Origin of the sequence: Phenylobacterium immobile (ATCC 35973) (genome assembly GCF_001375595.1) — a bacterium.
Classification (GTDB): Bacteria; Pseudomonadota; Alphaproteobacteria; order Caulobacterales; family Caulobacteraceae; genus Phenylobacterium; species Phenylobacterium immobile.
Map to the genome: position 1 here is coordinate 101,751 of NZ_CVJQ01000001.1, position 20,399 is coordinate 122,149.

Sequence of the window (20,399 nt, forward strand, 5' to 3'; positions counted from 1 at the left end):
TTTAGGGGCGCCCCCGCCGGGCGCGCCACAGCTTCAGCATCATGGCCGGTGCAGCCAGCACCGGATGGCGTTCGGTCCAGGGCGTCAGCGGCAAGGCGACACCGGTGTGGCGCTCGATCTTCCACACGGCGTAGCGCGCGGCGCCCTCGAAGGTGAATGCCGCCTTGATCAGGCGAGCGATGTTCAGCGGCCGGCCGAACGTGCGGCGCCTGCGCCAGGCGCGCAGCACGGCGGCGCGATCGGACGGACGCGGGGCCAACTGGCCTTCCGCCTGATCGAACGCCAGGCCATCGGCCGTCCACGCCTGGGTGATGCGCCGGGCGTAGCGGTCGGGATCGACAGCGAGGATCGCCTGCTCACGGCCGCCGGGCTCCACGCGGAACTCCGCCGCATAGGTCTGCCGGAAAAGCGCCGTCCAATAATCCAGCGGCGGCGCGCAGCGGGGACCAAGAGCCGCGGCGAAGCGGGCGGCGGTCCGGGCGGCCTGCTCAGCGGCGCTATGCACGGCGGCTGCGGCTGCGGCGTCGCGGCTCCAGGCCAGGACGCTGGGTTGGACGAAGCGGGTCCAGATCGTCGTATCCAGCCCCTGGCCGCCGGCGGCGTGGGCGAATTGCGCCAGACTCATGACGGCGACCTTGGCCCGCAGACGACCTTCGCCATCGTTCCACTCCCGATAGCCGACATCAGGCCACAGCCAGCGGCTGACGAGGCGCTTCGGCGGACTCGCGGTCAGCACATAGAAGTCGAGAACGCCTTCGCGGTCGCCGCTTCGCAGGACCGAACCATAGAACAGCACCGCCGCGGCGTCGGGCGTCTCGGCGGCCAGCGCCTCGGCGAAGGACTGGGCGAACGCGGGCGCGGGCCGGGCAAGCTCGTCACGAACCGCTTCCGCAAGCGCGGTCATGGGGTGAGGAACCGCAAACGCTCGCCCTCGCGCACCTCGATCTCGCCGCCCGGATAGATCTCACCGTCCATCATGAACGAACTGTCGAGGCTGAACCGCAGGGCGCGCGCCTCACCGCGGCGATAGCCGTGTCGTCGAAGCCAGCTGTCGCCGCCACCCCAAAGAACCTTGAGCAAGGCGCGACCCAGGCTCTTCGGCGGGGCATCGACGTCCAGCAGCTTCAGCCCCGGCCGCGCCGGTCCGAAGGGGCGCATGGCGAAGGGAAAGCGATGAAGGGTCGTGGCGATGGTGATCAGCCGCCTGCCCTCGGTGGGCGCGGCGCCGTCGACGCCCAGCCGCAGGGGGAAACCGCGGCGCCAGACCGTGTCCTTGCCCCCAAAGAAAAACTCGGCCAGCGAGCCCAGCAGGGTGAGCCCAACGGAGGTGTTGTTGACGACCTTCACCCGGTGCAGGCCGTGCGCCAGATCCATGGCGTGGACGAGGCCGGCGACGCCGAAGAAAAAGCCGGTCAGCGCCGGCTCGGCGCCGCGATGGACCGTCAGGGCGGTGCGGTGGCGGATCCGGTGGCCTTCCCGCGCCGCGGCCGCCTTGACCGCCGCCAGGGTCCAGGAGGCGCGGATGCCCAGATCGAAGGCCAGGATATTGGTCTTGCCCGACGGCAAGACGCTGATCAGCGGCCGAAAGCCCTCCGGCAGGACGCTCAGGACATCGCGCACCGTTCCGTCGCCGCCATCGATGACCAGAAGGTCGACCTGGCCGCGCTGAAACCGCTCCAGTTCGCCGCGCAGCTCGGCCGGGGTCGGCTCACCGTACAACAGGTCCGGCGGCGTTTCGGCGGTCTTGCCGCGATTGCCGTGGGCCTGGGGATTGCGGATCACGCCGATCCGCATCAGCGCGCCAGCCAGGAAACGAGCGAACCTCGCGGCGCCATGGCCGCCTGGGCCAGTTGCGCGAAGTGGACCGCCAGGCTGGCCGCCGTCCAGATCGCCACCGCAATGATGCCCATGTCGGGCCTGCCAATCAGGCAGGATAGGGTGAGCAGGAGGAGGTTCGGGTTGCGGCGCGCGGTGATCAGCCGGAAGAAGCTATCGAAAGGTCGCCACATGTGGATGTGCATCTTGAAGTAGCGGATGAAGACGCCTTCGATCAGGCGCTGGACCACATAGCCGCCGACGATCACCCAAAGCACCGGCTCAGGGTGATCGAGCGGCAGGTCCACCGCCGCAAGACCCACCACCCAGGCGACCCACCAGAAGGGCGGATGGATGAGGTCAATACCGTGGTCGAAGACATTGCCCCAGGCAGACGACGTCAACGTCACCCGCGCCAGCTTGCCGTCGACGGTGTCGAGGAAAGTCATGATCCAGGCCGCGACCAGGCCCCAGCCGTATTCCCCGCGCCAGAAGGCCCAGAGCGCCAGCAGCATCAGCACGAAGCCGAGCGTCGTCACCTGGTTCGGCGTCATGCCGATCTGGGCGCACCAGCGGGTGACGATCCGCGCCGGTGTCGGCCAGACATATTTGGTCACCAGGTCGGTGACGCCCTTGTAGGAGCCCTGGAACAAGCGTTTCTCCACAGAGCGGACGTTGTCGGCCCCAAGGGGCTCCAACACCGGCGGCTCGCGCTTGCGAAGGGCGTCGTTATAGGCGCCGATCAGTGCGACGGCGTCCATGACCTGAGCCGGATAGCCACCGCCCGCCGGCGTACGGCCCGCCTCCAGCGCGGCGGCGGCGGCGGGCGCATCATCGCCGCGCAGACAGGCCGCGACCAGACGGCCAGCGGCGTCAGCGAGGACCGCGCCGGGCTGCTCGGCGAGACTGCGGACGAGGGCCTCGTCCAGCACCCAGCCGGCATGAACAAGGACGACGATCTCGTCGGGCGCCAGGGTTTCGAGTCGCGCGATCTTCAGGTTCTGGCGGCCGAACGTGCGCTCCAGGCGGGCGGTGGAGGTCTGTCCCCACACCCGGACGTCGGATTCGCCCACCACAACACCGGCGGTCGCGCGCTGCAAGCCGTTGGTCAAGTCATACACCCCTGATAGTGCGTAGGCCTTCTACGCTGAGCCGGCGTAATCTGGCCATAAGCACGGAAGCCCTTAGAATTTGTTTCGCCTCGGCCACCTGTCGGATCCGCACCTTCCGCCGCCCAGGGGCGCTTTGGCCCTGCGCGACCTCTTCAACAAGCGCGCCTTGAGCGCCGTCGCCTGGCGACGCAAGCACAAGCAGCACGACCCGGCCGTCCTCGCCGCCCTCCTCGCCGACGTCGCCGACCAGGCGCCCGATCACCTGGCCATCACCGGCGACCTGATGAACTTCGCGTCCGACGCCGAGGCCGCCCAGGCGCAGGCCTGGTTGGCGAACCTGGGCGATCCGAGCCGCATCACCTTAAGCCCCGGAAACCACGACGCCCTCGTGAAGCCGGGGCACCCGCAACGACTGGCGGCGCTGCGCCCCTGGTTCGGCGACGACACGAGCGGCGATTTCCCCCATGTGCGGCGGCGCGGCGCCGTCGCCATCGTCAACCTACGCTCCGCCGTGCCGACGGCGCCGCATCTGGCCACCGGCGAACTGGGCGACGAGCAGCGGATAGAGCTTGAGACGATCCTCAGGGACCTCGGACGCGAGGGCCTGTTCCGCCTGATCCTCCTGCATCATCCACCCACAGAAGGCGCTGTCTCGCGCAGAAAGCGTCTGGTCGACGCCGGCCGGTTGCGCGACATCGTCCGCGAGGCGGGCGCTGAGCTCGTCCTTCACGGCCATGCCCATGAGGCTCTGGTCGGCAAGATCACCGGGCCAGCCGGCCCTGTGCCGGTGCTGGGCGTTCCCTCGGCGTCCACAGCCCCGGGCCATCGCCACGCCTCCGCCCGCTGGCATTTGCTGGAGATCGCCGCGAACCACGCGATCACCGTGACCGCCCGCGGCTTCGATAGGCAGGGTGAGCCACTGAGCGAACTTGGCCGCTACCGGCTGCCGCCGCCCTAGGGGTAGCGTATCCGAATGCGGATGACGGTGTCGCTCGATGCAGCCTGGAAGCGCGCCTGCTTGAAGGCCGGCAAGCCCGTCCTGGTCGGCGCATCGTTTGAAAAGCCGTATCCTTCGATCGGCAGGCCGACGAGGGTGCGATTGAAATCCCGGTCGCCGTTGGCGTCGTGATAGACCGCCACCGCGTAGCCGCCCGCGGCAGGCAGCCAAAAGCATGTCGTACTGGTCGGGGCGGTCGCCGCCGGGCGCGCCCGCGCCAGCTTGCCCTTCGGCGCCAAAAAGCGGCCCGGAATATCGGGGTAGAGCGTCACCGCCATCAATCCCCGGGCCTGACGCACGCCGGAAACATGGACCGTGAGCTTATGCTGGGTGGGTTGGCCGAGGCATTCGCCCGCCGAGGCGGCGGTGGCGCCGGCCAGGACGGCGGCGACGACGAGACACGCTATGCTTGGACGTCTCACAGGGCTAAACGGACCTCTCCAAATCGCTCGCTGAATCCGTCATCGGGTGCGCCGTTTCACAGCTGATGGGGACGCAAATATGACCAACGCCACCGCCAAGAGCTTCGGCTACCCCGACACCGTCGTCGCGGAGACCGCGTCCTGGCTGGTGCTGGTGCGACCCAAGCAACCGACATTTGGGTCGCTGGTGCTGGTTTGCAAGGAACCGGCCTCGGCCTTCTCGGATCTGACGCCCGCGGCCTTCGCCGACCTGCAGACTGCGGTCCAGGGCATCGAGGGCCTGCTGCGCAAGCGTGTGAACTACCAGAAGATCAACTATCTGATGCTGATGATGGTCGACCTGGACGTCCACTTCCACGTCATCCCCCGCTACGAAGGCGCGCGAGAGAGCGACGGCGTGAGCTATCCCGACGCCGGTTGGCCGGGCCAGCCGAACCTGGGCGCCGTCCACGACCTGGGCGCCGACGGCGCAGCGGCGCTCGCCAGGGACCTGGCCAAGGACTGGCCTGCCTGATGACCACCACGGCCGGGCGGCTTCGCCCGACGATCCTTGACCGCTACATCCTGCGTCTGACCGTCTGGCCGATGTTGGCTTGCCTTGGCGTGACCGTGGTCTCGCTCCTGCTGGAGCGGACGCTGCGGCTGCTCGATATGCTGTCGGCCAGCGCCAGCCGGTTCACTTCGGTGGCCGAACTGGCCGCGAACCTTTTACCGCACTATCTGGGCCTGGCCCTGCCGGTGGCGTTCTTCGTCGCCCTGTTCATCGTCATCACCCGCCTGGACGACGGCGCCGAGATCGAGGCCTTCCTGGCGAGCGGCGTGCCTCTGACCCGCATCGCCGCGCCCTTCGTCGCCATGGGCGTTGTGCTGGCCCTGATCAGCCTGATCGTCTTCGGCTACCTGCAGCCCTACAGCCGCTACGCCTATCGCGCGGTGTTGCATGCGGCGGTCAACGCCGGCTGGGACGGCCGGCTCTACGGCGGCGCCTTTGTCGTCGATGGCGACAGCATCCTGACCGCCGATGACGCGAGCCTCGAGGGCCGCCGTCTGCAGCACCTCTTCATCCGCCGCGCCCAGCCCGGCGGCGGCGAAGAAATCATCACGGCTCGCTCGGCGACACTTTCGACTGATGACCCGAAGCGGGTGACCCTGACCCTCACCGATGGCATGCGGGCCGGCGAAAGCAAGACCGGGGGCTTCGACACCCTGCGCTTCGACACCTTCGTCATGCAGTCCGACCTGGCCGGCGCGAGCCTTTTGCTGCGCGCCCGGGGCGGCGACGAACGCGAGCTGACCCTCGGCGAGCTCGCGGCCCGCGCCGGCCAGCCGCGGCCCTTCCTACCGCGCGCGACTCTGTTGGCTGAGCTCTATTCGCGCCTGGCGCGCTCGGTGATCCTGCCCTTCCTGCCGCTGATCGCCCTGCCACTCGGTCTCGCGGCGAAGCGCCGCCGACGCACCGCCGGCTTGCTCTTGGCCGGCGTCCTGCTGCTTGCCTACCAACACGGCGTTCAGTTTGGCCTGGGCCTGGCCACGGCGGGCAAGGCCGCGCCTGAGATCGCCATCGGCGGGCCGTTCTTCCTATTCGCAGGCTTCTGCCTTTGGATGTTCCTGGGTAGCCGTCAGCGGCCAGGCGAGACGCCTATCGGGCGCTTCGTGGGCCTGATCGGCGACGGCATCGACCGGCTGGTCAAGAAGCTCAAGCCGCGTAAACGCAAGCTCGGCGGGACCGTGGCATGAACCTGCAGCGCTATGTGCTGAAGACCATGGCGACCCGCATCCTGGTGGCCGCCCTGGTCCTGATCGGCATCATGCAGATCCTCGACCTGCTTGATGTCACCAACGACATCATCGACCGCGGACTGGGTTTCGGCGGGATGATCAGGTATGCGTCCCTGCGAATGCCGCGGCTGATCGAACAGGCCGCGCCGCTCTCGGTGCTGGCCGGCGCCATCTTCGCCTTCATGAAGCTGGCCGGCGATAGCGAGATCGTCGCCATGCGCGCCTCCGGGCTCTCGGCCTATCGGCTGCTCCGGATGGTGGCGCCCGCTGCGCTCGCGGTGATGGTCATCGACTTCGCGGCGGTTGAACTGGTGGCCCCTCGGACGGACGCGGCCTTGCAGACCTGGTGGCGATCCACCGCCCCGCCGGCTGAGGCGGTCAAGGCGCAGACCAAGTCTTTCCGCATCGGCGGCGACGTCGTGATCGCCACGACGACGGATGTGACGGGCAAGACCTTGACGGATGTGAAGATCTACCGCCGCGACCCGCAGGGCCGCCTGATCGAGCGGATCGAAGCGCCGTCGGCGGTGCATCAGGTCGATCATTGGCGGCTCAATGATCCGCACTTCGTCCGCTTCGAGAACGGCGAACCGCGGTCCGGCGAGGCGACGCAGATGGAATGGGCCTCTCGGTTCCGACCAACCGACGCCCAGGCGCTATTCTTCGGTGATCAAGACATCTCCGCCGGAGCCGCGCGCCGCGCCCTTGACGGCGGCAGCGCCGAGCGGCCGCCCAGCTTCTATGCCACCCGCATCCAGCGTGCGATCGCCGGTCCCTTTGGGGTGCTGGTGATGCTGGCGCTGGCGCTTCCCGTGGCGCTCGCCAGCTTCCGAGCGAGCCAGGGCGCAGTGTTTGTCAGCCTTAGCCTGGCGTCGGGCCTACTGTTCCTGGTGTTCGACGGGGTGTTCACCGCCATGGGCGAAAGCGGCGCCATCGCGCCGTTCCTTGGCGCCTGGAGCGCCGCGGCGATCTTCGGCTCGCTGGCGGCGGCGGCCATCGTCAGGTTGGAGGGCTGATGCCCGTTCAGATCGTTCCGGTCCGCGACAAGGCCGAGCTTGAGCGCTTCATCCGCCTGCCCGCGCGGCTGAACGCCGGCGATCAGGCCTTCGTCATGCCGCTTCTGATGGAACGGCGCGAAGCGCTCAGCCCGTCGCACAATCCCTTCTTCAAACACGCCGACCATCAATTCTGGCTGGCGACTCGCGATGGTCGCGACGTCGGCCGGATCAGCGCCCAGATCGACCACTTGGCGCCCCAAGACCCGGCCCGGCCCACCGGCGCCTTCGGCCTGATCGCCGGCGAGGACGACGCCGAGGTTTTCCAGGCTTTGCTGGCCCAGGCCGAGGGTTGGCTGAAGGCCCGCGGCATGGCCCGCGCGCTCGGCCCGCTCAATCTTTCCGTTAACGAAGAAGTCGGTCTGCTGGTCGACGGATTCGAGACCCCGCCCATGGTCATGATGGGCCACGATCCCCGCTACGCTGGCGGCCGGATCGAAGAGGCCGGCTACGCCAAGGCCAAGGACGTCTACGCCTACATCTCCCGGATCGACGACCACGCCCTTGGCGGCGTGCTTGGCCGGGCCAGCAAGGCCGCCACGCCAGGCGTTCGCCTGCGCCAGCTCGACATGAAGCGCTTCGACGCCGAGGTCGCGACGCTCACTGAAATCCTCAACGACGCCTGGCGCGACAACTGGGGCTTCACGCCGACCACCGAGGACGAGACCCGCTATCTTGCGGCCGCGCTCAAGCCGGTGGTCGACCCCCGGCTGGTGTGGTTCGCCGAGATCGACGGGGAAGCCGCCGGCGTCATGGTCTTGCTGCCCAACGTCAACGAGGCGATCCGCGACCTCGGCGGCAAGCTCCTGCCGCTGGGCTGGGCCAAACTGTTGTGGCGTCTGAAGGTGGCGCACGTGAAGTCATTGCGCGTGCCGCTGATGGGCGTGCGCAAAGCCTATGCGGCCAGCGCGCGGGGCCGGATGCTGCCCTTCCAAATGATCGCCGCGGCCGCCCAGCAGGCTCAGGCCCTGGGCTATGAGACCTGTGAGTTCTCCTGGGTGCTCGAGGAAAACATGCCCATGCGCCGCATCTGCGAAGCCGCAGGCGCAGTGATCTACAAGACCTACCGGCTCTACGAAAAAGACCTGGCCTGACGCCGTGACCGGCTTCCAGGCCCTGATCCTGGCGGGCTCGCGGCCCAGCGAGGTCGATCCCGCCGCAGCCTACGCCGGCGTCGCCCACAAGGCATTGATTGTCCTTGATGGGCGCACCTTGCTGGCCCGCGTCGCCGAGGCCCTCCGCGCCGCTGGGGCCGGCCGCATCGCCGTGGCCTGTAGCGACCCCGCCGTCGTTGCGGAGACCGAACGGTTAGGACTCGACGTCCTGCCCGCCGCGGCGGGGCCCGCTGAAAGCGTCGCCGCCGGCATCGCGACCTTGGCCGCGCCGCTGCTCGTCACCACCGCCGACCACGCCCTGCTGGAGGCCGCCTGGGTCTCTCAGTTCATGGCTGACGCGCCACCGGACGCCGACGTCGCCATCCTGTTGGCGCCGGAAGCCCTGGTGCGCGCGGCCGCCCCGGAGACCCAGCGAACCTATCTCGCCTTTCGCGACGGCCGGTTCAGCGGCTGCAACCTGTTCTTGCTGGCGACGCCTCGGGCGAGCCTGGCGATCGATTTGTGGCGCACCGTCCAGGCGCATCGCAAGCAGCCTTGGAAGATCGCCTGGCTGCTTGGACCGCGGACGCTCTTCGCCTACGCGCTGGGCAGGCTGACCCTAGATCAGGCGGTGCGCCGCCTCGGCCGCCAGGCCGGCGTCAGGGCTAGGGCCGTGAAGAGCGCCTTTGGCCTGGCCGCCGTCGATGTCGACAAGCCGGCGGACCTCGACCTCGTCCGCGCGATCACGTCGAAGGGTTAGCGGTCCAGCGCTCGGCTAAGGCCAGATTTTTCGGCACGTCGGCGGGGAAGTCCATCTCCGCCCAGTCCAGGCCTTCGATCGAGCAGACCTGGACCCGGCCGGTCTCGCGAGCGATCTGGTCTATGACGCTCAAGTACCAGCGTTTCAGGCCCTCGGGCTGGCGGATGGCCTGTTCCACATAGCGGGTGAACAGGGTCGCGCCTTCCGGCGAGAACCTCAGGAAACCGATCGACTCTCCGTCGTACTCGGTGATCGTCTTACCAATCCCAAGCAGTCGGTCTTCGGACGTGGTGAGGACCTTCATGTCGTCCTCATCGTACGAGGCCTTGCGGTCGATGGTGACGGTGATGTCCGCCGGCGGGGCGTTCAGCAGTGCGCGGGGAATGCCTGTCTCGATCAGACTGTCACCGTTCAAGATCAGGCAGTGGCCGACCAGTTCGCCGCGCGCCAGCCAGCAAGTCACCAGGTTATCGGCCAAGTGATAGAACGGATTGAACTGAGTGCGAACACGCATGCCCGGGAGTTCGAATCTAGCGACTTCCCGGTCCACCAGGTTGGCGCCGAAGCCGGTCACCACCACCGCCTCACGCACGCCGGCGGCATGCAGGTGGCGCAGCTGCCACTCGAGCACGCTGCGGCCGCAGAGATCGACAAGGCACTTGGGCCGCGTCTCAGTCAGCGCGCCGAGTCGGCTGCCCTGGCCGGCGGCGAGGATCACGGCCTTGAAGTCAGAACTCACGCGCGGCTCCGCTGGTTTGCCGCCTTCTAGATGGCGGTTGCGATGTCCGCCAGAGCCTCGGTGAGCAGCGGCGCCAGGAACGCGGCCTGGGCCCGCTGGCCCGCGGCCTCCCCGATCAACGCCTGGTTGATCTCCAACTCCACATAGTCATAGCCGCGGCCGATGGCGTGGTGCGGCGCGGTATAGTCGACATCGTCCATGGCGTAGGGCTCGTTGTCGCCGACGGGCGCCTCCGAGGCGGCCGAAAGTCGTGCGAGCACGGCCCGCGAGAAGGCTGACTGACCGAGGTGCAGGATCCCATGCCGCCAGGGCCGGTCGAAACCCGCCATCACCGGCGTGAAGCTATGCACCGCCACGAGCACGGTCGAGAGGCCTGCCGCCGCGCGGGCGTCGATCTGGTTGGCGATAGCGGCGTGATAGGGCTCGAATATCTCGCTCCGCCGCGCCGCGCGACCGGCGGGCGACAGGGCGGCGTTGCCCGGCACATCTGTTCCATCACTCGCCAGCACGATCGAGTCGGCGCGCGCCGGGTCGCGGTTGCAGTCGATCACCAGCCGCGAATAGGTCTGATGGATTACGCAGGCGTTCAGCCGTCGACCGAGATCCAGGGCGACGCCCACGGCGCCGATATCCCAGGCGATGTGTCGCGCAAGCTCGTCGGCGGGGAGGCCAAGGTCGCCCAGGCCGTTCGGAACAGCGCGCCCGGCATGGTCGACGACGATCAGAAAGGGGCCGCCGGCGCCCGCAGATTCGACGTTCACGGGACTGGCGTCACCGGGCTGCAGCAACCGCATTGAGGCGGAGCTGGAATCGACCGCATTCTCTTTCAATGGCTCTGGTCTCCATTCGCCACAGGACCGCCTATCGCTACCGCAAGCCGGTGGCCTTCGGCGAGCACAGGTTGATGCTTCAGCCGCTAGAAGGGCGCGATCAGCGGATCGTGAGCTTCGATCTGGCCATCGATCCGCGTCCTGAGGCTTTGCGGCACTTCAGCCACGTGTCCGGCGCGACCCTAGGGGTCGCCCGGTTCGCCGTCCGCTCACGGTCGCTGACCGTAGAAAGCCGCGTCCTGGTCGACCACAGGCCCGCTGCGCCCTTCGCCGAGGACGAAGCCCCCGACCAGCTGATCGGCCTGATGCCGTTCCTCTATGCGCCGGAGCTACGGCCTGACCTCGCCCCCTTCCTGGCGCGCGCGGAACACAGCGCCCACGATGCCGTCGCCGAGTACGCTCACCGCTTCGTTCGCCCCCTGGGAGCCACCGACCTGCGCGAGGCGCTGAGCCTCATGACTCAGGCGATGGCCCGCGACTTCCGCTACGGAACCCGCCTTTCCGGCCATCCGCAGCGCCCGGAGGAGACCCTCGCCCGGGCAGGCGGCAGCTGCCGCGACTTCGCTGTCCTGATGATCGACGCGGCGCGCAGCCTCGGGCTCGCCGCCCGGTTCGTCTCCGGCTATGTGCGAACCGCTCCGTCGACTGAGGTTCGTGGCGGCGGCCACACCCATGCCTGGACACAGGTCTTCCTGCCGGCCGACGGATGGGTGGATTTCGACCCGACCAATGGCGGAATTGGCGCGAAGAATCTTATTCGCGTCGCGGCGGTGCGCGACCCCTTGCAGGCGCTGCCATTGCATGGCGTTTGGTTCGGCGACGCGGGCGACAGCCTGGGCATGCAGGTTGACGTCCAGGTCGACTTCGACGCCACGCGTGAAAGCGTCGCAGTGGTGCAACTTCCATCGCGCCTGCGCTTTGCAGCGAGAGGCTGAACAAGGGGTCTAAAGGTGCGGATCAGGGCAGGCTACGACATCATTCACGACTGCCCTGTCGAAACGCCGATGGTCCTCTTGCTCAACGTCCATCCCTCGCGTGCGGGCGACCTCGAGACCCCCGACCTGATGACCGCCAGCCCGGAGGTGCGGATGCACCGCTACCGGGATCTGTTCGGCAATGTCGCCACCCGGGTTGTCGCGCCGCCAGGCCCGTTCCGGCTCACTGCCGACTTCGTCATCACCGACACGGGCGCCGCCGATCCAGCGTCGCCCGACGCTTGCCAACACCTGGTCGAGGACCTGCCCGACGAGGCGATGACCTTCCTGTTGCCCAGCCGCTATTGCGAGACTGAGCATCTGTCGAACATGGCCTGGTCGATGTTCGGCGGCGTGGAGCCGGGCTGGAAACGCGTCCAGGCCATCTGCGACTATGTCCACAGCCACATCACCTTCGGCTATCACAACGCCCGGAAGACACGGACGGCTTTCGAGGCCTGGCAGGAGCAGGTGGGCGTCTGTCGCGACTTTGCGCACCTGGCCGTGGCGTTGTGCCGATGCATGAACATACCGGCGCGATACTGCACCGGCTTCCTCGGCGACATCGGCGTCAGCCGGGTCACCTCGCCGATGGATTTTTCAGCCTGGTTCGAGGTCTATCTTGGCGGCGCTTGGCACACCTTCGACGCCCGCCACAACGCGCCCCGGATCGGGCGCATCCTGATGGCGCGCGGTCGCGACGCGACCGATGTGGCCATCGCCACCATCTTTGGCGCGGCCTGGCTCGAGCAGTTCACCGTGATTACGGAAGAGCTGAAGTAGCGCCGCGCTCAGCGGTCGTGCTGTTCGACCAGGGAACCGTCGAACCAGACCTCGATAGTGCGGCAGCTGCCATGTTCGGCGAGCATGGCCTGGGCCCGAAGCCGCGCATGTTCAAGGTTGCTGGCGGGGACCAGGTCGACCACCGAGGCCACGCCATCCGCGCGAACCCCAAGCAGCGTATAGGTCTCGTCGACCCCTGCATTCGCCGCTATTGCGATCTGATCCATGGGTCACCTTCCCACGGTGCGGCTTGCGTGTCTGTCGCCTAGGTGACGTATCGCTTGTTACACTATTCGCGGCGGAGCAGCCGCTCAGTGATTAGCGACCCTAGCATTTGCGCACGGAAGGTCGCCTTCATACCCTTGGGATCGAAGTCCGGGCTCTCGACCCAATCGACGAAGCTCACCCCACGCGGTTCGGCGTCTTCGAGGTAGCGTTCAAAAAAATAGTCCAACACCCCGGTTTTGCCCTGCCGCACGTGCAGATAGCGCAGCGACAACTGTTGCAGGGCCTTGCGGATCGGAAGGCCCTTGCGGAAGTGCATGTAAAGCACGCTCATCACCCCGGCCCGATCGGCGCCCGATTTGCAGTGCATCAGGGCCGGATAGGCGACCCGCTGGAAGAGCTCACGCGCGCCCAGGATCTGCTCGCGGCTGGGCACCTCGCGGGAGGTGACCGTGAAATCGACCATCTCCATGCCGAGATCGGCGCAGGCTTGACGCTCCAGGGCGTAAAAGCTGGCGTCGAACCCGCCGCGCAGATTGATGACCGTGCGGATTCCGGCCTTCTTCCAGACGGCCAGCTGATGCGGCCACGGCTGGTTCGCGCGGACCAACTCTTCGCTGATCCAGTGGGCGTTGGAGAAGCCCAGGCGCAGATAGGCATGATCGCGCCACAGGTAGTCGGCGTAGGCGCGCGTGCGGCCGACTGGCGTCGCAAGGTCGAAGGGTTTGGGCGAGGGTCGGGGCGTCATGCGAGGCCTCCCTTAAGGCGTCGCGCCTTGACTTGCACGCCGCATCGTCCGACCGGAAGACCATGATCCAGGGCTCCGCTTCGCCTGAGCTTCCCGCCCGCGCCCTGATCGCGCGGGTCGCACGGGTTTATCTCGCGCCGCGTTGGCGGGGCTGGCTGACGGCCCTGGTCGCGGCGATCTGCGTCGCCTTCTTCTCGGCCAAGCTGATCCAGATCCTGGAGCCCGCGACCAACGACCTGATGGTCAACCACAAGCCCGGCATGCTGGTGGTCTTGCCGCTGACCATCGCCGCCTACGCCATCGGCCGCGCGGTGGCCCAGATCATCCAGGCGAGCTTCGTCAACCGCATCGGCAACGCCGTCGTAGGCGACGTCCAGGCCCAGCTGTTCGGTCGGTTGGTGCGCGCAGACCTGTCGCGGCTGCAAAGCCAGCATTCGGGCTCCTATGTGGCCGCCGTGCTCTATGACGCCGGCCTGATCCGCGAGGCCGCGACCGCCGGCGTGATCAACTACACGCAACATTTTCTGACGGTGATCGGCGCGATCACCGTGATGGTCTCCAATGACGGCATGCTGTCGCTGATCCTAGTGGCCATGGCGCCGATCGCCAGCCTGATCATGCGCCGGTTCTCGAAGCGGACAGTGAAGGCGGCGCGAGGCGCCATGGCCGAGACATCGAACCTTTCGTCGGCGATCATGGAGAGCCTAGACGGCGTCCGGGTCGTCAAGATCGAGAACCGCGAGGCCTACGAGGAAGCGCGCGTCGAAGTGGTGATCCGTCGCCGCCAGGCCCACCTGACCAAGGGCGCCGACGCCCGCGCCCGCGCCGGTCCCTCCACCGAGCTCCTGATGACCCTGATCACCGCGGCGGTCATCGCCTACGCCGGGTGGCGCTCGCAGAACGGCCAGATGACCGCCGGCGCCTTCGTGGCCTTCATCGGCGCCCTGGGTCTCGCTTCGCAGTCGCTGCGCCAGCTCGCCAATCTGCAGACGGTCATGGCCGAGGGCATGGTCGCAGCGCGGCGTCTGTTCGCCGCCCTCGACGTCGAACCCGAGGTGCGCGAGCGCGCCGGGGCCCACCCCCTGCCACGCGGCCAGGGGGCGATCCGCTTCACCGACGTCGCCTTCGCCTATGGCGGCGACGACAAGCCGGCGCTGGACGGCGTCACTTTCGAGGCCAAGGCCGGCGAGATCGTCGCCCTCGTGGGGCCCTCTGGCGGCGGCAAGTCGACCATCCTGAACCTGATCCCACGGTTCTATGATCCCACGGCGGGCCGCGTGACCATCGACGGCCACGACATTCGCGACGTCGAGCTTGCGTCGCTGCGGCGGCAGATCGCCTTGGTGACGCAGGAGCCCTTCCTGTTCGACGACACGGTGCGCGCCAACATCGCCTATGGCCGACCGGACGCCGACGAGGCCGCCATCGAAGCCGCCGCCCGGGCCGCCGCGGCGCATGATTTCATCGGCGACCTGCCCGACGGCTATGACTTCGCCGTCGGCGAGGGCGGCGCGCGCCTGTCCGGCGGCCAGCGCCAGCGCATCGCCATCGCCCGGGCCTTCCTGAAGGACGCGCCGATCCTGTTGCTCGATGAGGCGACCAGCGCGCTCGACACCGCGAGCGAGGCCCAGGTCCAGGCCGCCCTGTCGCGACTGATGGCCGGTCGCACCACCCTGATGATCGCCCATCGTCTGTCTACCGTGCGCCGCGCCAGCCGCATCTATGTCATCGACCAGGGCCGCGTGGTCGAGGCCGGCGATCACGACGCCTTGCTGGCCCAGAGCGGCCTGTACGCGCGCCTGGCCGGCGGCCAGGATCTCGAGGCCGTGCCGACTTGAAGGGACTGCTGCGCCATCCCGCCGTACAGGCGGCGCTCGGCGTGCTGCTGGGCGGCTACCTGAGGCTGATCCTCGCGACGATCCGCTGGCGTCACGAAAATCTGGCCTGCGTCGAGCCCGTGCTGGCCGGCGGTTCCGGAGCGATTGCGCTCTTTTGGCATGGGCGCATCCCGGCTTGTCTGGCCACAGCCCCGCAATGGTGGCGCAAGCCGACACGCGCCCTGATCTCGCCCTCGGCGGACGGCGAGTTCATCGCCCGCGCCTTGGCGCTGTCGGGGTTCCCGGCCATCCGCGTATCCTCGGCCAAGAAGGGCGACGCGGCCAAGGCCCGCCAGGCGGTCGCAGCCCTTCGTGAAGCGGTGACCTGGGTCGCCGAAGGCGGCGCCCTGATCATCACGCCCGACGGACCGCGCGGACCACACGAAGTCATCGCGGCCGGCGCGGCACAGATCGCGCGGCGGTCGGGCCAACCGGTTTTCCTGATGGGGATCGCCGCCCACCCCTCGCTGCGGCTCGACACCTGGGACCGGGCGATGTTCCCAGCGCCCTTCGGCCGAGGCGCCGTGGTCTGGGATGGACCGTTGCATGTGCCGGCAGGGGCCGGCGAGGACGAGGTCCGAGCCCTCCTTCACGACTGGTCGAGCCGCCTCGCGGACGCCACGCGGCGCGCCGAGGCGCTTGTCGGCGCCCGGCCTTAGGTGGAAGATCGAGACATGGCCCCGACGCATCCCCCCCACGACACCCCTGCTCCAGGGCGGGACACTGCGCATGACCACGCGCACAGCGACGACGACAGCCATGGCCAGGACCACGACCATGGGGGCCACAACCACTCCGCCCTGCCTGATCAGATCGGCCGCGCGTTCGCCATCGGCGTCGCGCTGAACCTGGCCTTTGTCGGCGCGGAAGCCGGCGTCGGCGTCTGGTCTGGATCGGTCGCCCTGCTCGCCGACGCCGGCCACAACCTGTCCGACGTCCTGTCGCTGATGCTGGCTTGGGGCGCCACTGTGCTGGCCCGGCGCGCGCCCGCTGGCCGCAGGACCTATGGCCTGCGGAAGGCGACGATCCTGGCGTCGCTGGCCAACGCCGTGCTCTTGATGGTTGCGGTCGGCGCGATCGCCTCAGAGGCGGTGCGCCGGTTCGCCGAACCTACGGCCGTGCAGACCACCCTCGTGATGATCACCGCGGCGCTGGGCGTGATGCTCAACGGGGTGACCGCCATGCTGTTCTTCAAGGGCCAGCACGACGACCTGAACCAGAAGGGCGCCTTCCTGCATATGGCGGGCGATGCGGCCGTCTCCCTGGCGGTCGTCGCCGGCGCCGGCGTCATGGCGCTGACCGGCTGGGCCTGGATCGACCCGACGCTCAGCCTGGCGATCGCCGCCGTCATCGTGCTCAGCGGTTGGAGCCTGCTTCGGGATTCCACCGACCTGGCGCTGGACGCTGCGCCGCGCGGCGTCGATGTGGCCGCGGTCAGGCGCTACCTCGAAGGCTTGCCCGGCGTCACTGGTGTCCACGACCTGCACATCTGGGCCATGAGCACGACCGAAACCGCCCTCACAGCCCATGTCACGCGGCCGATGACTGACGACGGCGACGCCTTCCTGCACGCCGTCGGCGATGCGCTGCGGACACGCTTTCGCATCGGACACACGACCCTGCAGGTTGAAGCAGGCGACAGCGCCGACTGCCGTCTGACTCCCGTTTGCGCGGCTTGAGGCCGCCGACTCCGCCGCTTGCGATCTATCGCGCGGCGACCGCACTGGCGGCGCCGCTGGCGCCCGCCGTGCTGAGGCGCCGCGCCGCGGCCGGCAAGGAGGACCCTGTCCGTTGGACGGAACGACTGGGGCGACCCAGCCGGACGCGGCCGCCGGGCCCGTTGGTCTGGCTGCACGGCGCGAGCGTCGGCGAGAGCCTGTCCTTGCTGCCGGTCATCTCCGGATTGCTCGACGGGCGGCCCGATCTGACAATCCTCCTGACCTCTGGAACGGTCACCTCTGGCCGGGTCCTGAGCGCGCGCCTGCGCGACGGCGTGATTCACCAGTACGCGCCAGTCGATACGCCCGGTGCGGCGAGAGCCTTCCTGGACGCCTGGCGACCCGACGTCTGCATCCTGGCCGAAAGCGAACTCTGGCCGAACCTGATCTTCGCCGCCAAGGCCCGCGGCGCTCGGCTGGCCCTGATCTCGGCGCGCATGACGCTCAAGACCGCCCGTGGCTGGGCCATGGCGCGAGGTTCAGCGCGGGCCTTGCTGAACACCTTCGAAGTCGTTCTGCCGCAAGACGCCGCCAGCGCAGCGCGACTGGCGGACCTGGGCGCCCAGGTCGGACCCTCGCTCAACCTCAAGCTGGTCGGTGAGCCTCTCACCGTCGACGAAGCCGCGTTGGCGGCGGCGCGCGCGGCCGTAGGGGCCAGGCCGGTGATCCTCGCCAACAGCACCCATCCCGGCGAGGAAGCGATGATCGCGCGCGCCGTGCGGGCCGCCGCGCCCTTCGCCCTTCTGGTGATCGCGCCACGCCATCCGGAACGCGGGCGCGACATCGCCGAGGCGCTAGATGCGCCGCGCCGGACCCTCGGCGCCGAACCTGACGCCACGGCGCCGGTCTATGTCGCTGACACCCTGGGCGAGCTTGGTCTGTGGATTCGCCTGGCCGACGTCGTGGTGATGGGCGGCGGCTTCGCGCGTGGCGTTGGCGGCCATAACCCGATGGAGACCGCTCGGCTCGGGCGGCCGATCCTGACCGGCCCGTATGTGGCGAACGCCCAGTCGATCTTCGACGCCCTGGCCGAACGCGGCGCGGCGTTAATTCCTGAGGGCGAGGCCGAACTCGCCCGCGACCTCGCAGGGCTGCTGGGCGAGCCGCAGATCGCCCGGCGCATGGCCGAGGCCGCCCGGACCTACGCCGAACAGCAGGGCGAAGCGCTGGATGTCGCCCTGGCCGCGCTCGCGCGACTGCTGCCAGCGTGAAGCTCTCGACGCCGCGCTGGTGGTATCGCCGTGGCCGCCGCGCCATGCCCGTCACGCGGCTGTTGCTGACCCCGCTCAGCTGGGTCTGGGCCTTCGCGACGGCGCGACGCATCGCCAGGGGCCAACCCGCCGCGGCGGGCGTCCCCGTGATCTGTGTCGGCAACCTGACCATGGGGGGCGCCGGCAAGACGCCCGTGGCGCGCGCCATCGCTGTGCGGCTCGCGGCGCAGGGGCGCGCCGTCCATCTCCTGTCTCGCGGCTATGGCGGGCGGCTGGAAGGACCGGTCCGCGTGGAGCCGGCGATCCATAGCGCCGCTGACGTCGGTGACGAGCCGCTGATGTTAGCCCAGGATTTTCCGGTGTGGGTGGCGCGCGACCGTGCGGCCGGCGCCCAGGCCGCCGCCGCCGCGGGGGCGCAGGTCATCGTCATGGATGACGGCCACCAGAATCCTTCGCTCGCCAAGGCCCTGTCCATCCTCGTCGTCGACGCCGAAACCCGCGACGACGAATGGCCTTTCGGCGACGGCGCGGTCTTTCCCGCAGGGCCGATGCGCGAACCGCTACAGACCGGGCTGGCGCGGGCAGATGCGGTGGTTCTGCTAAGGCCCGCCGATCTGGAGGAGACCGCGGCCAGCCTCGCCCGTGTGCTGGCCGGTCCGGCGCGTCTGGACGCGCGCCTGGCGCCGGCCCAGGCCGCGCCCCAAGGTCCCGTCCTCGGCTTCGCTGGCGTTGGCAAGCCCTGGAAGGTCGAGCGCGGCCTGCAGACGGCGGGATGCGACCTCGCCGACTTCGCGCCCTTCCCCGATCATTTCGCCTATGACGAGGCGATCCTGCGCCGCCTCGCCGACCGCGCCGAGCACCTGGGCGCGCGGCTGATCACCACCGAGAAAGACTGGATGCGCCTGCCCGCCGCTTGGCGGGAGCGCGTGATCTGTTGGCGCATCATCGCCCAGTTCGATGATGTGGACGCGCTCGACGCCCTACTGCTCGCGCTCTAGGGCCCGCCAGCCGATGTCGGAGCGATGGAAGCCCTCGGCGAAGTCGACGCGGGCCACCGCGGCATAGGCCCTGGCGATAGCCTCTCGGAGCGTTGGGGCCCGGGCGCAGACGTTGAGCACCCGCCCGCCCGCAGCGCGTAGCACGCCTTCAGCGTCGCGCTCGGTGCCCGCGTGGAAGACAACGACATCTTCGCCCAGGTCGGCGTCAAGGCCCGCAATCAGGCCGCCCGCCCTGGGTCGGTCAGGATAGCCTTCAGCGGCGAGAACCACACAGACGGCCGGATCTTCGCGCCAGACCGGCGGGGGCAGTTGGTCCAGGGTCCCATTGGCGCAGGCGTCGAGGTAGGGGACGAGATCGCTCTCCAGGCGCAGCATCAGCACCTGGCATTCCGGATCGCCGAAGCGGGCGTTAAACTCCACCAGCTTTGGGCCATCGTTGGTCATCATCAGGCCCGCATAGAGCACGCCAACATAAGGGTGTCCCTCGGCCGCCATGCCGCCGACCGCGGGCGAAATCAGCTCTTCATACGCCTGTTGCGCCAAGTCCGAAGTCAGGATCGGGGCGGGACTGTAAGTGCCCATGCCGCCCGTATTTGGACCCTTGTCGCCGTCATACGCCCGCTTGTGGTCTTGAGCCGCCCCTAACAGCACCGCGTGATGGCCATCGCTGAGGGCGAATAGCGAAACCTCCTCGCCCTCCATGAACTCCTCGATCACCACACGGGCGCCGGCGCTACCGAAACGGCCACCCAGCATGTCGACGGCGGCGGCTTTGGCCTCTTCCAACGTCGGCGCAATCACCACGCCCTTGCCCGCCGCCAAGCCATCGGCCTTGATCACGTAGGGTGCAGGCAGCGTTTCCAGGAACGTCTCCGCGGCGGCTGCGTCCTCGAACACACCGTAGCCAGCGGTCGGCAGGCCGTGGCGGTCGCAGAAAGCCTTGGTGAAGGCTTTGGAAGATTCCAGCTGCCCGGCCATAGCGGTGGGGCCGAAACACGGGATCTGAGCCTCGGCAAGGGCGTCGGCGAGGCCGGCGGCGACCGCCGATTCCGGACCGATCACCACCAGGTCCGCAGCGATCTCCCGCGCCAGCTCGACCAGGGCGGGAACATCGGTGGCCGACACCGGACGCACGTCGGCGATCTCGGCCATACCGGGATTGCCAGGCGCACAGACCAGGCGCGCGACCAAGGGCGAGGCGACGATCTTCCAGGCGAGCGAGTGTTCGCGACCGCCGGAGCCCACAAGCAGGATGTTCATGG

Annotated in this window: 22 protein-coding genes; 13 read left to right on the top strand and 9 right to left on the bottom strand. The window is 68.7% G+C overall.

Features of this window, described 5'->3' with window-relative positions; translation table 11 throughout:
- Nucleotide 1: 1 nt before the first annotated feature.
- From BN1313_RS00470 to BN1313_RS00480, 3 genes are read right to left on the bottom strand one after another with little or no spacing between them, the layout of a single operon-like run.
- Nucleotides 2-904: a hypothetical protein gene (locus tag BN1313_RS00470; RefSeq protein WP_091735055.1), complete on the bottom strand. Its 903-nt coding sequence runs from the start codon at nt 902-904 to the stop codon at nt 2-4.
- Nucleotides 901-1,794: a diacylglycerol/lipid kinase family protein gene (locus BN1313_RS00475; protein WP_091735058.1), complete on the bottom strand. Its 894-nt coding sequence runs from the start codon at nt 1,792-1,794 to the stop codon at nt 901-903. The genes BN1313_RS00470 and BN1313_RS00475 overlap by 4 nt, the downstream gene beginning before the upstream one ends.
- Nucleotides 1,794-2,927 (bottom strand): CDP-alcohol phosphatidyltransferase family protein, encoded by a 1,134-nt coding sequence (locus BN1313_RS00480; RefSeq protein WP_091742028.1) that lies wholly within the window; start codon nt 2,925-2,927, stop codon nt 1,794-1,796. The genes BN1313_RS00475 and BN1313_RS00480 overlap by 1 nt, the downstream gene beginning before the upstream one ends.
- A gap of 79 nt (nt 2,928-3,006) precedes the next feature.
- On the opposite strand from BN1313_RS00480, the gene BN1313_RS00485 reads away from it, so the two are divergent.
- Entirely contained in the window at nt 3,007-3,885 is an 879-nt protein-coding gene (locus BN1313_RS00485) for a metallophosphoesterase family protein (RefSeq protein WP_091735061.1), read from the top strand.
- Here BN1313_RS00485 and BN1313_RS00490 read toward each other — a convergent pair.
- Entirely contained in the window at nt 3,882-4,346 is a 465-nt protein-coding gene (locus BN1313_RS00490) for a DUF2141 domain-containing protein (protein ID WP_091735064.1), read from the bottom strand. The genes BN1313_RS00485 and BN1313_RS00490 overlap by 4 nt on opposite strands.
- Nucleotides 4,347-4,425: 79 nt before the next feature.
- Here BN1313_RS00490 and BN1313_RS00495 point away from each other — a divergent pair, with 79 nt between their 5' ends.
- Genes BN1313_RS00495 through BN1313_RS00515 form a run of 5 tightly spaced genes read left to right on the top strand, consistent with a single transcriptional unit; the run spans nt 4,426 to nt 9,034 of the window.
- The gene (locus tag BN1313_RS00495) at nt 4,426-4,860 is read left to right on the top strand and encodes an HIT family protein (protein WP_091735067.1); all 435 of its coding nucleotides are present in this window, start codon (nt 4,426-4,428) and stop codon (nt 4,858-4,860) included.
- The gene (locus BN1313_RS00500; RefSeq protein ID WP_091735070.1) at nt 4,860-6,083 is read left to right on the top strand and encodes an LptF/LptG family permease; all 1,224 of its coding nucleotides are present in this window, start codon (nt 4,860-4,862) and stop codon (nt 6,081-6,083) included. Before BN1313_RS00495 ends, BN1313_RS00500 begins: the two co-directional genes overlap by 1 nt.
- Entirely contained in the window at nt 6,080-7,141 is a 1,062-nt protein-coding gene (locus tag BN1313_RS00505; RefSeq protein WP_091735073.1) for an LptF/LptG family permease, read from the top strand. The genes BN1313_RS00500 and BN1313_RS00505 overlap by 4 nt, the downstream gene beginning before the upstream one ends.
- Nucleotides 7,141-8,274, top strand: coding sequence for a dATP pyrophosphohydrolase (locus tag BN1313_RS00510; RefSeq protein ID WP_091735076.1), 1,134 nt, complete (start codon nt 7,141-7,143; stop codon nt 8,272-8,274). The genes BN1313_RS00505 and BN1313_RS00510 overlap by 1 nt, the downstream gene beginning before the upstream one ends.
- Nucleotides 8,275-8,278: 4 nt before the next feature.
- The gene (locus BN1313_RS00515; RefSeq protein WP_091735079.1) at nt 8,279-9,034 is read left to right on the top strand and encodes a nucleotidyltransferase family protein; all 756 of its coding nucleotides are present in this window, start codon (nt 8,279-8,281) and stop codon (nt 9,032-9,034) included.
- Here BN1313_RS00515 and BN1313_RS00520 read toward each other — a convergent pair.
- Nucleotides 9,018-9,773: a phosphocholine cytidylyltransferase family protein gene (locus BN1313_RS00520; RefSeq protein ID WP_091735082.1), complete on the bottom strand. Its 756-nt coding sequence runs from the start codon at nt 9,771-9,773 to the stop codon at nt 9,018-9,020. The genes BN1313_RS00515 and BN1313_RS00520 overlap by 17 nt on opposite strands.
- Before the next feature lie 26 nt (nt 9,774-9,799).
- The gene (locus tag BN1313_RS00525; RefSeq protein ID WP_218054298.1) at nt 9,800-10,603 is read right to left on the bottom strand and encodes an N-formylglutamate amidohydrolase; all 804 of its coding nucleotides are present in this window, start codon (nt 10,601-10,603) and stop codon (nt 9,800-9,802) included.
- Here BN1313_RS00525 and BN1313_RS00530 point away from each other — a divergent pair.
- Nucleotides 10,603-11,538 (top strand): transglutaminase family protein, encoded by a 936-nt coding sequence (locus BN1313_RS00530; protein ID WP_091735085.1) that lies wholly within the window; start codon nt 10,603-10,605, stop codon nt 11,536-11,538. The two genes, BN1313_RS00525 and BN1313_RS00530, sit on opposite strands and share 1 nt — an antisense overlap.
- Nucleotides 11,539-11,553: 15 nt before the next feature.
- Complete coding sequence (locus BN1313_RS00535) at nt 11,554-12,360, top strand: transglutaminase-like domain-containing protein (protein ID WP_091735087.1); 807 nt, start codon at nt 11,554-11,556, stop codon at nt 12,358-12,360.
- Nucleotides 12,361-12,368: 8 nt separating this feature from the next.
- Here BN1313_RS00535 and BN1313_RS00540 read toward each other — a convergent pair whose 3' ends face one another.
- Together BN1313_RS00540 and BN1313_RS00545 are read right to left on the bottom strand one after the other, a co-directional pair.
- Nucleotides 12,369-12,587 (bottom strand): hypothetical protein, encoded by a 219-nt coding sequence (locus BN1313_RS00540; protein ID WP_091735090.1) that lies wholly within the window; start codon nt 12,585-12,587, stop codon nt 12,369-12,371.
- 62 nt (nt 12,588-12,649) lie between these two features.
- Entirely contained in the window at nt 12,650-13,333 is a 684-nt protein-coding gene (locus BN1313_RS00545) for a protein tyrosine phosphatase family protein (RefSeq protein WP_091735093.1), read from the bottom strand.
- Nucleotides 13,334-13,398: 65 nt separating this feature from the next.
- Here BN1313_RS00545 and BN1313_RS00550 point away from each other — a divergent pair, with 65 nt between their 5' ends.
- The 5 genes from BN1313_RS00550 to lpxK are packed head-to-tail and all read left to right on the top strand — an operon-like array spanning nt 13,399 to nt 19,137.
- Complete coding sequence (locus tag BN1313_RS00550; protein WP_425415025.1) at nt 13,399-15,171, top strand: ABC transporter ATP-binding protein; 1,773 nt, start codon at nt 13,399-13,401, stop codon at nt 15,169-15,171.
- Entirely contained in the window at nt 15,168-15,869 is a 702-nt protein-coding gene (locus tag BN1313_RS00555) for a lysophospholipid acyltransferase family protein (RefSeq protein WP_245620041.1), read from the top strand. Before BN1313_RS00550 ends, BN1313_RS00555 begins: the two co-directional genes overlap by 4 nt.
- A gap of 15 nt (nt 15,870-15,884) precedes the next feature.
- Nucleotides 15,885-16,889 (top strand): cation diffusion facilitator family transporter, encoded by a 1,005-nt coding sequence (locus BN1313_RS00560; protein WP_091735100.1) that lies wholly within the window; start codon nt 15,885-15,887, stop codon nt 16,887-16,889.
- Nucleotides 16,886-18,139, top strand: coding sequence for a 3-deoxy-D-manno-octulosonic acid transferase (locus tag BN1313_RS00565; RefSeq protein ID WP_091742035.1), 1,254 nt, complete (start codon nt 16,886-16,888; stop codon nt 18,137-18,139). The genes BN1313_RS00560 and BN1313_RS00565 overlap by 4 nt, the downstream gene beginning before the upstream one ends.
- Entirely contained in the window at nt 18,136-19,137 is a 1,002-nt protein-coding gene (gene lpxK / locus BN1313_RS00570) for a tetraacyldisaccharide 4'-kinase (RefSeq protein ID WP_091735102.1), read from the top strand. The genes BN1313_RS00565 and lpxK overlap by 4 nt, the downstream gene beginning before the upstream one ends.
- On the opposite strand, the gene purD is transcribed toward lpxK, so the two are convergent.
- Nucleotides 19,120-20,397 carry a phosphoribosylamine--glycine ligase gene (gene purD, locus BN1313_RS00575; protein ID WP_091735105.1) on the bottom strand — a complete coding sequence of 426 codons (1,278 nt, stop codon included), beginning with the start codon at nt 20,395-20,397 and terminating at the stop codon, nt 19,120-19,122. The genes lpxK and purD overlap by 18 nt on opposite strands.
- Nucleotides 20,398-20,399 lie beyond the last annotated feature (2 nt).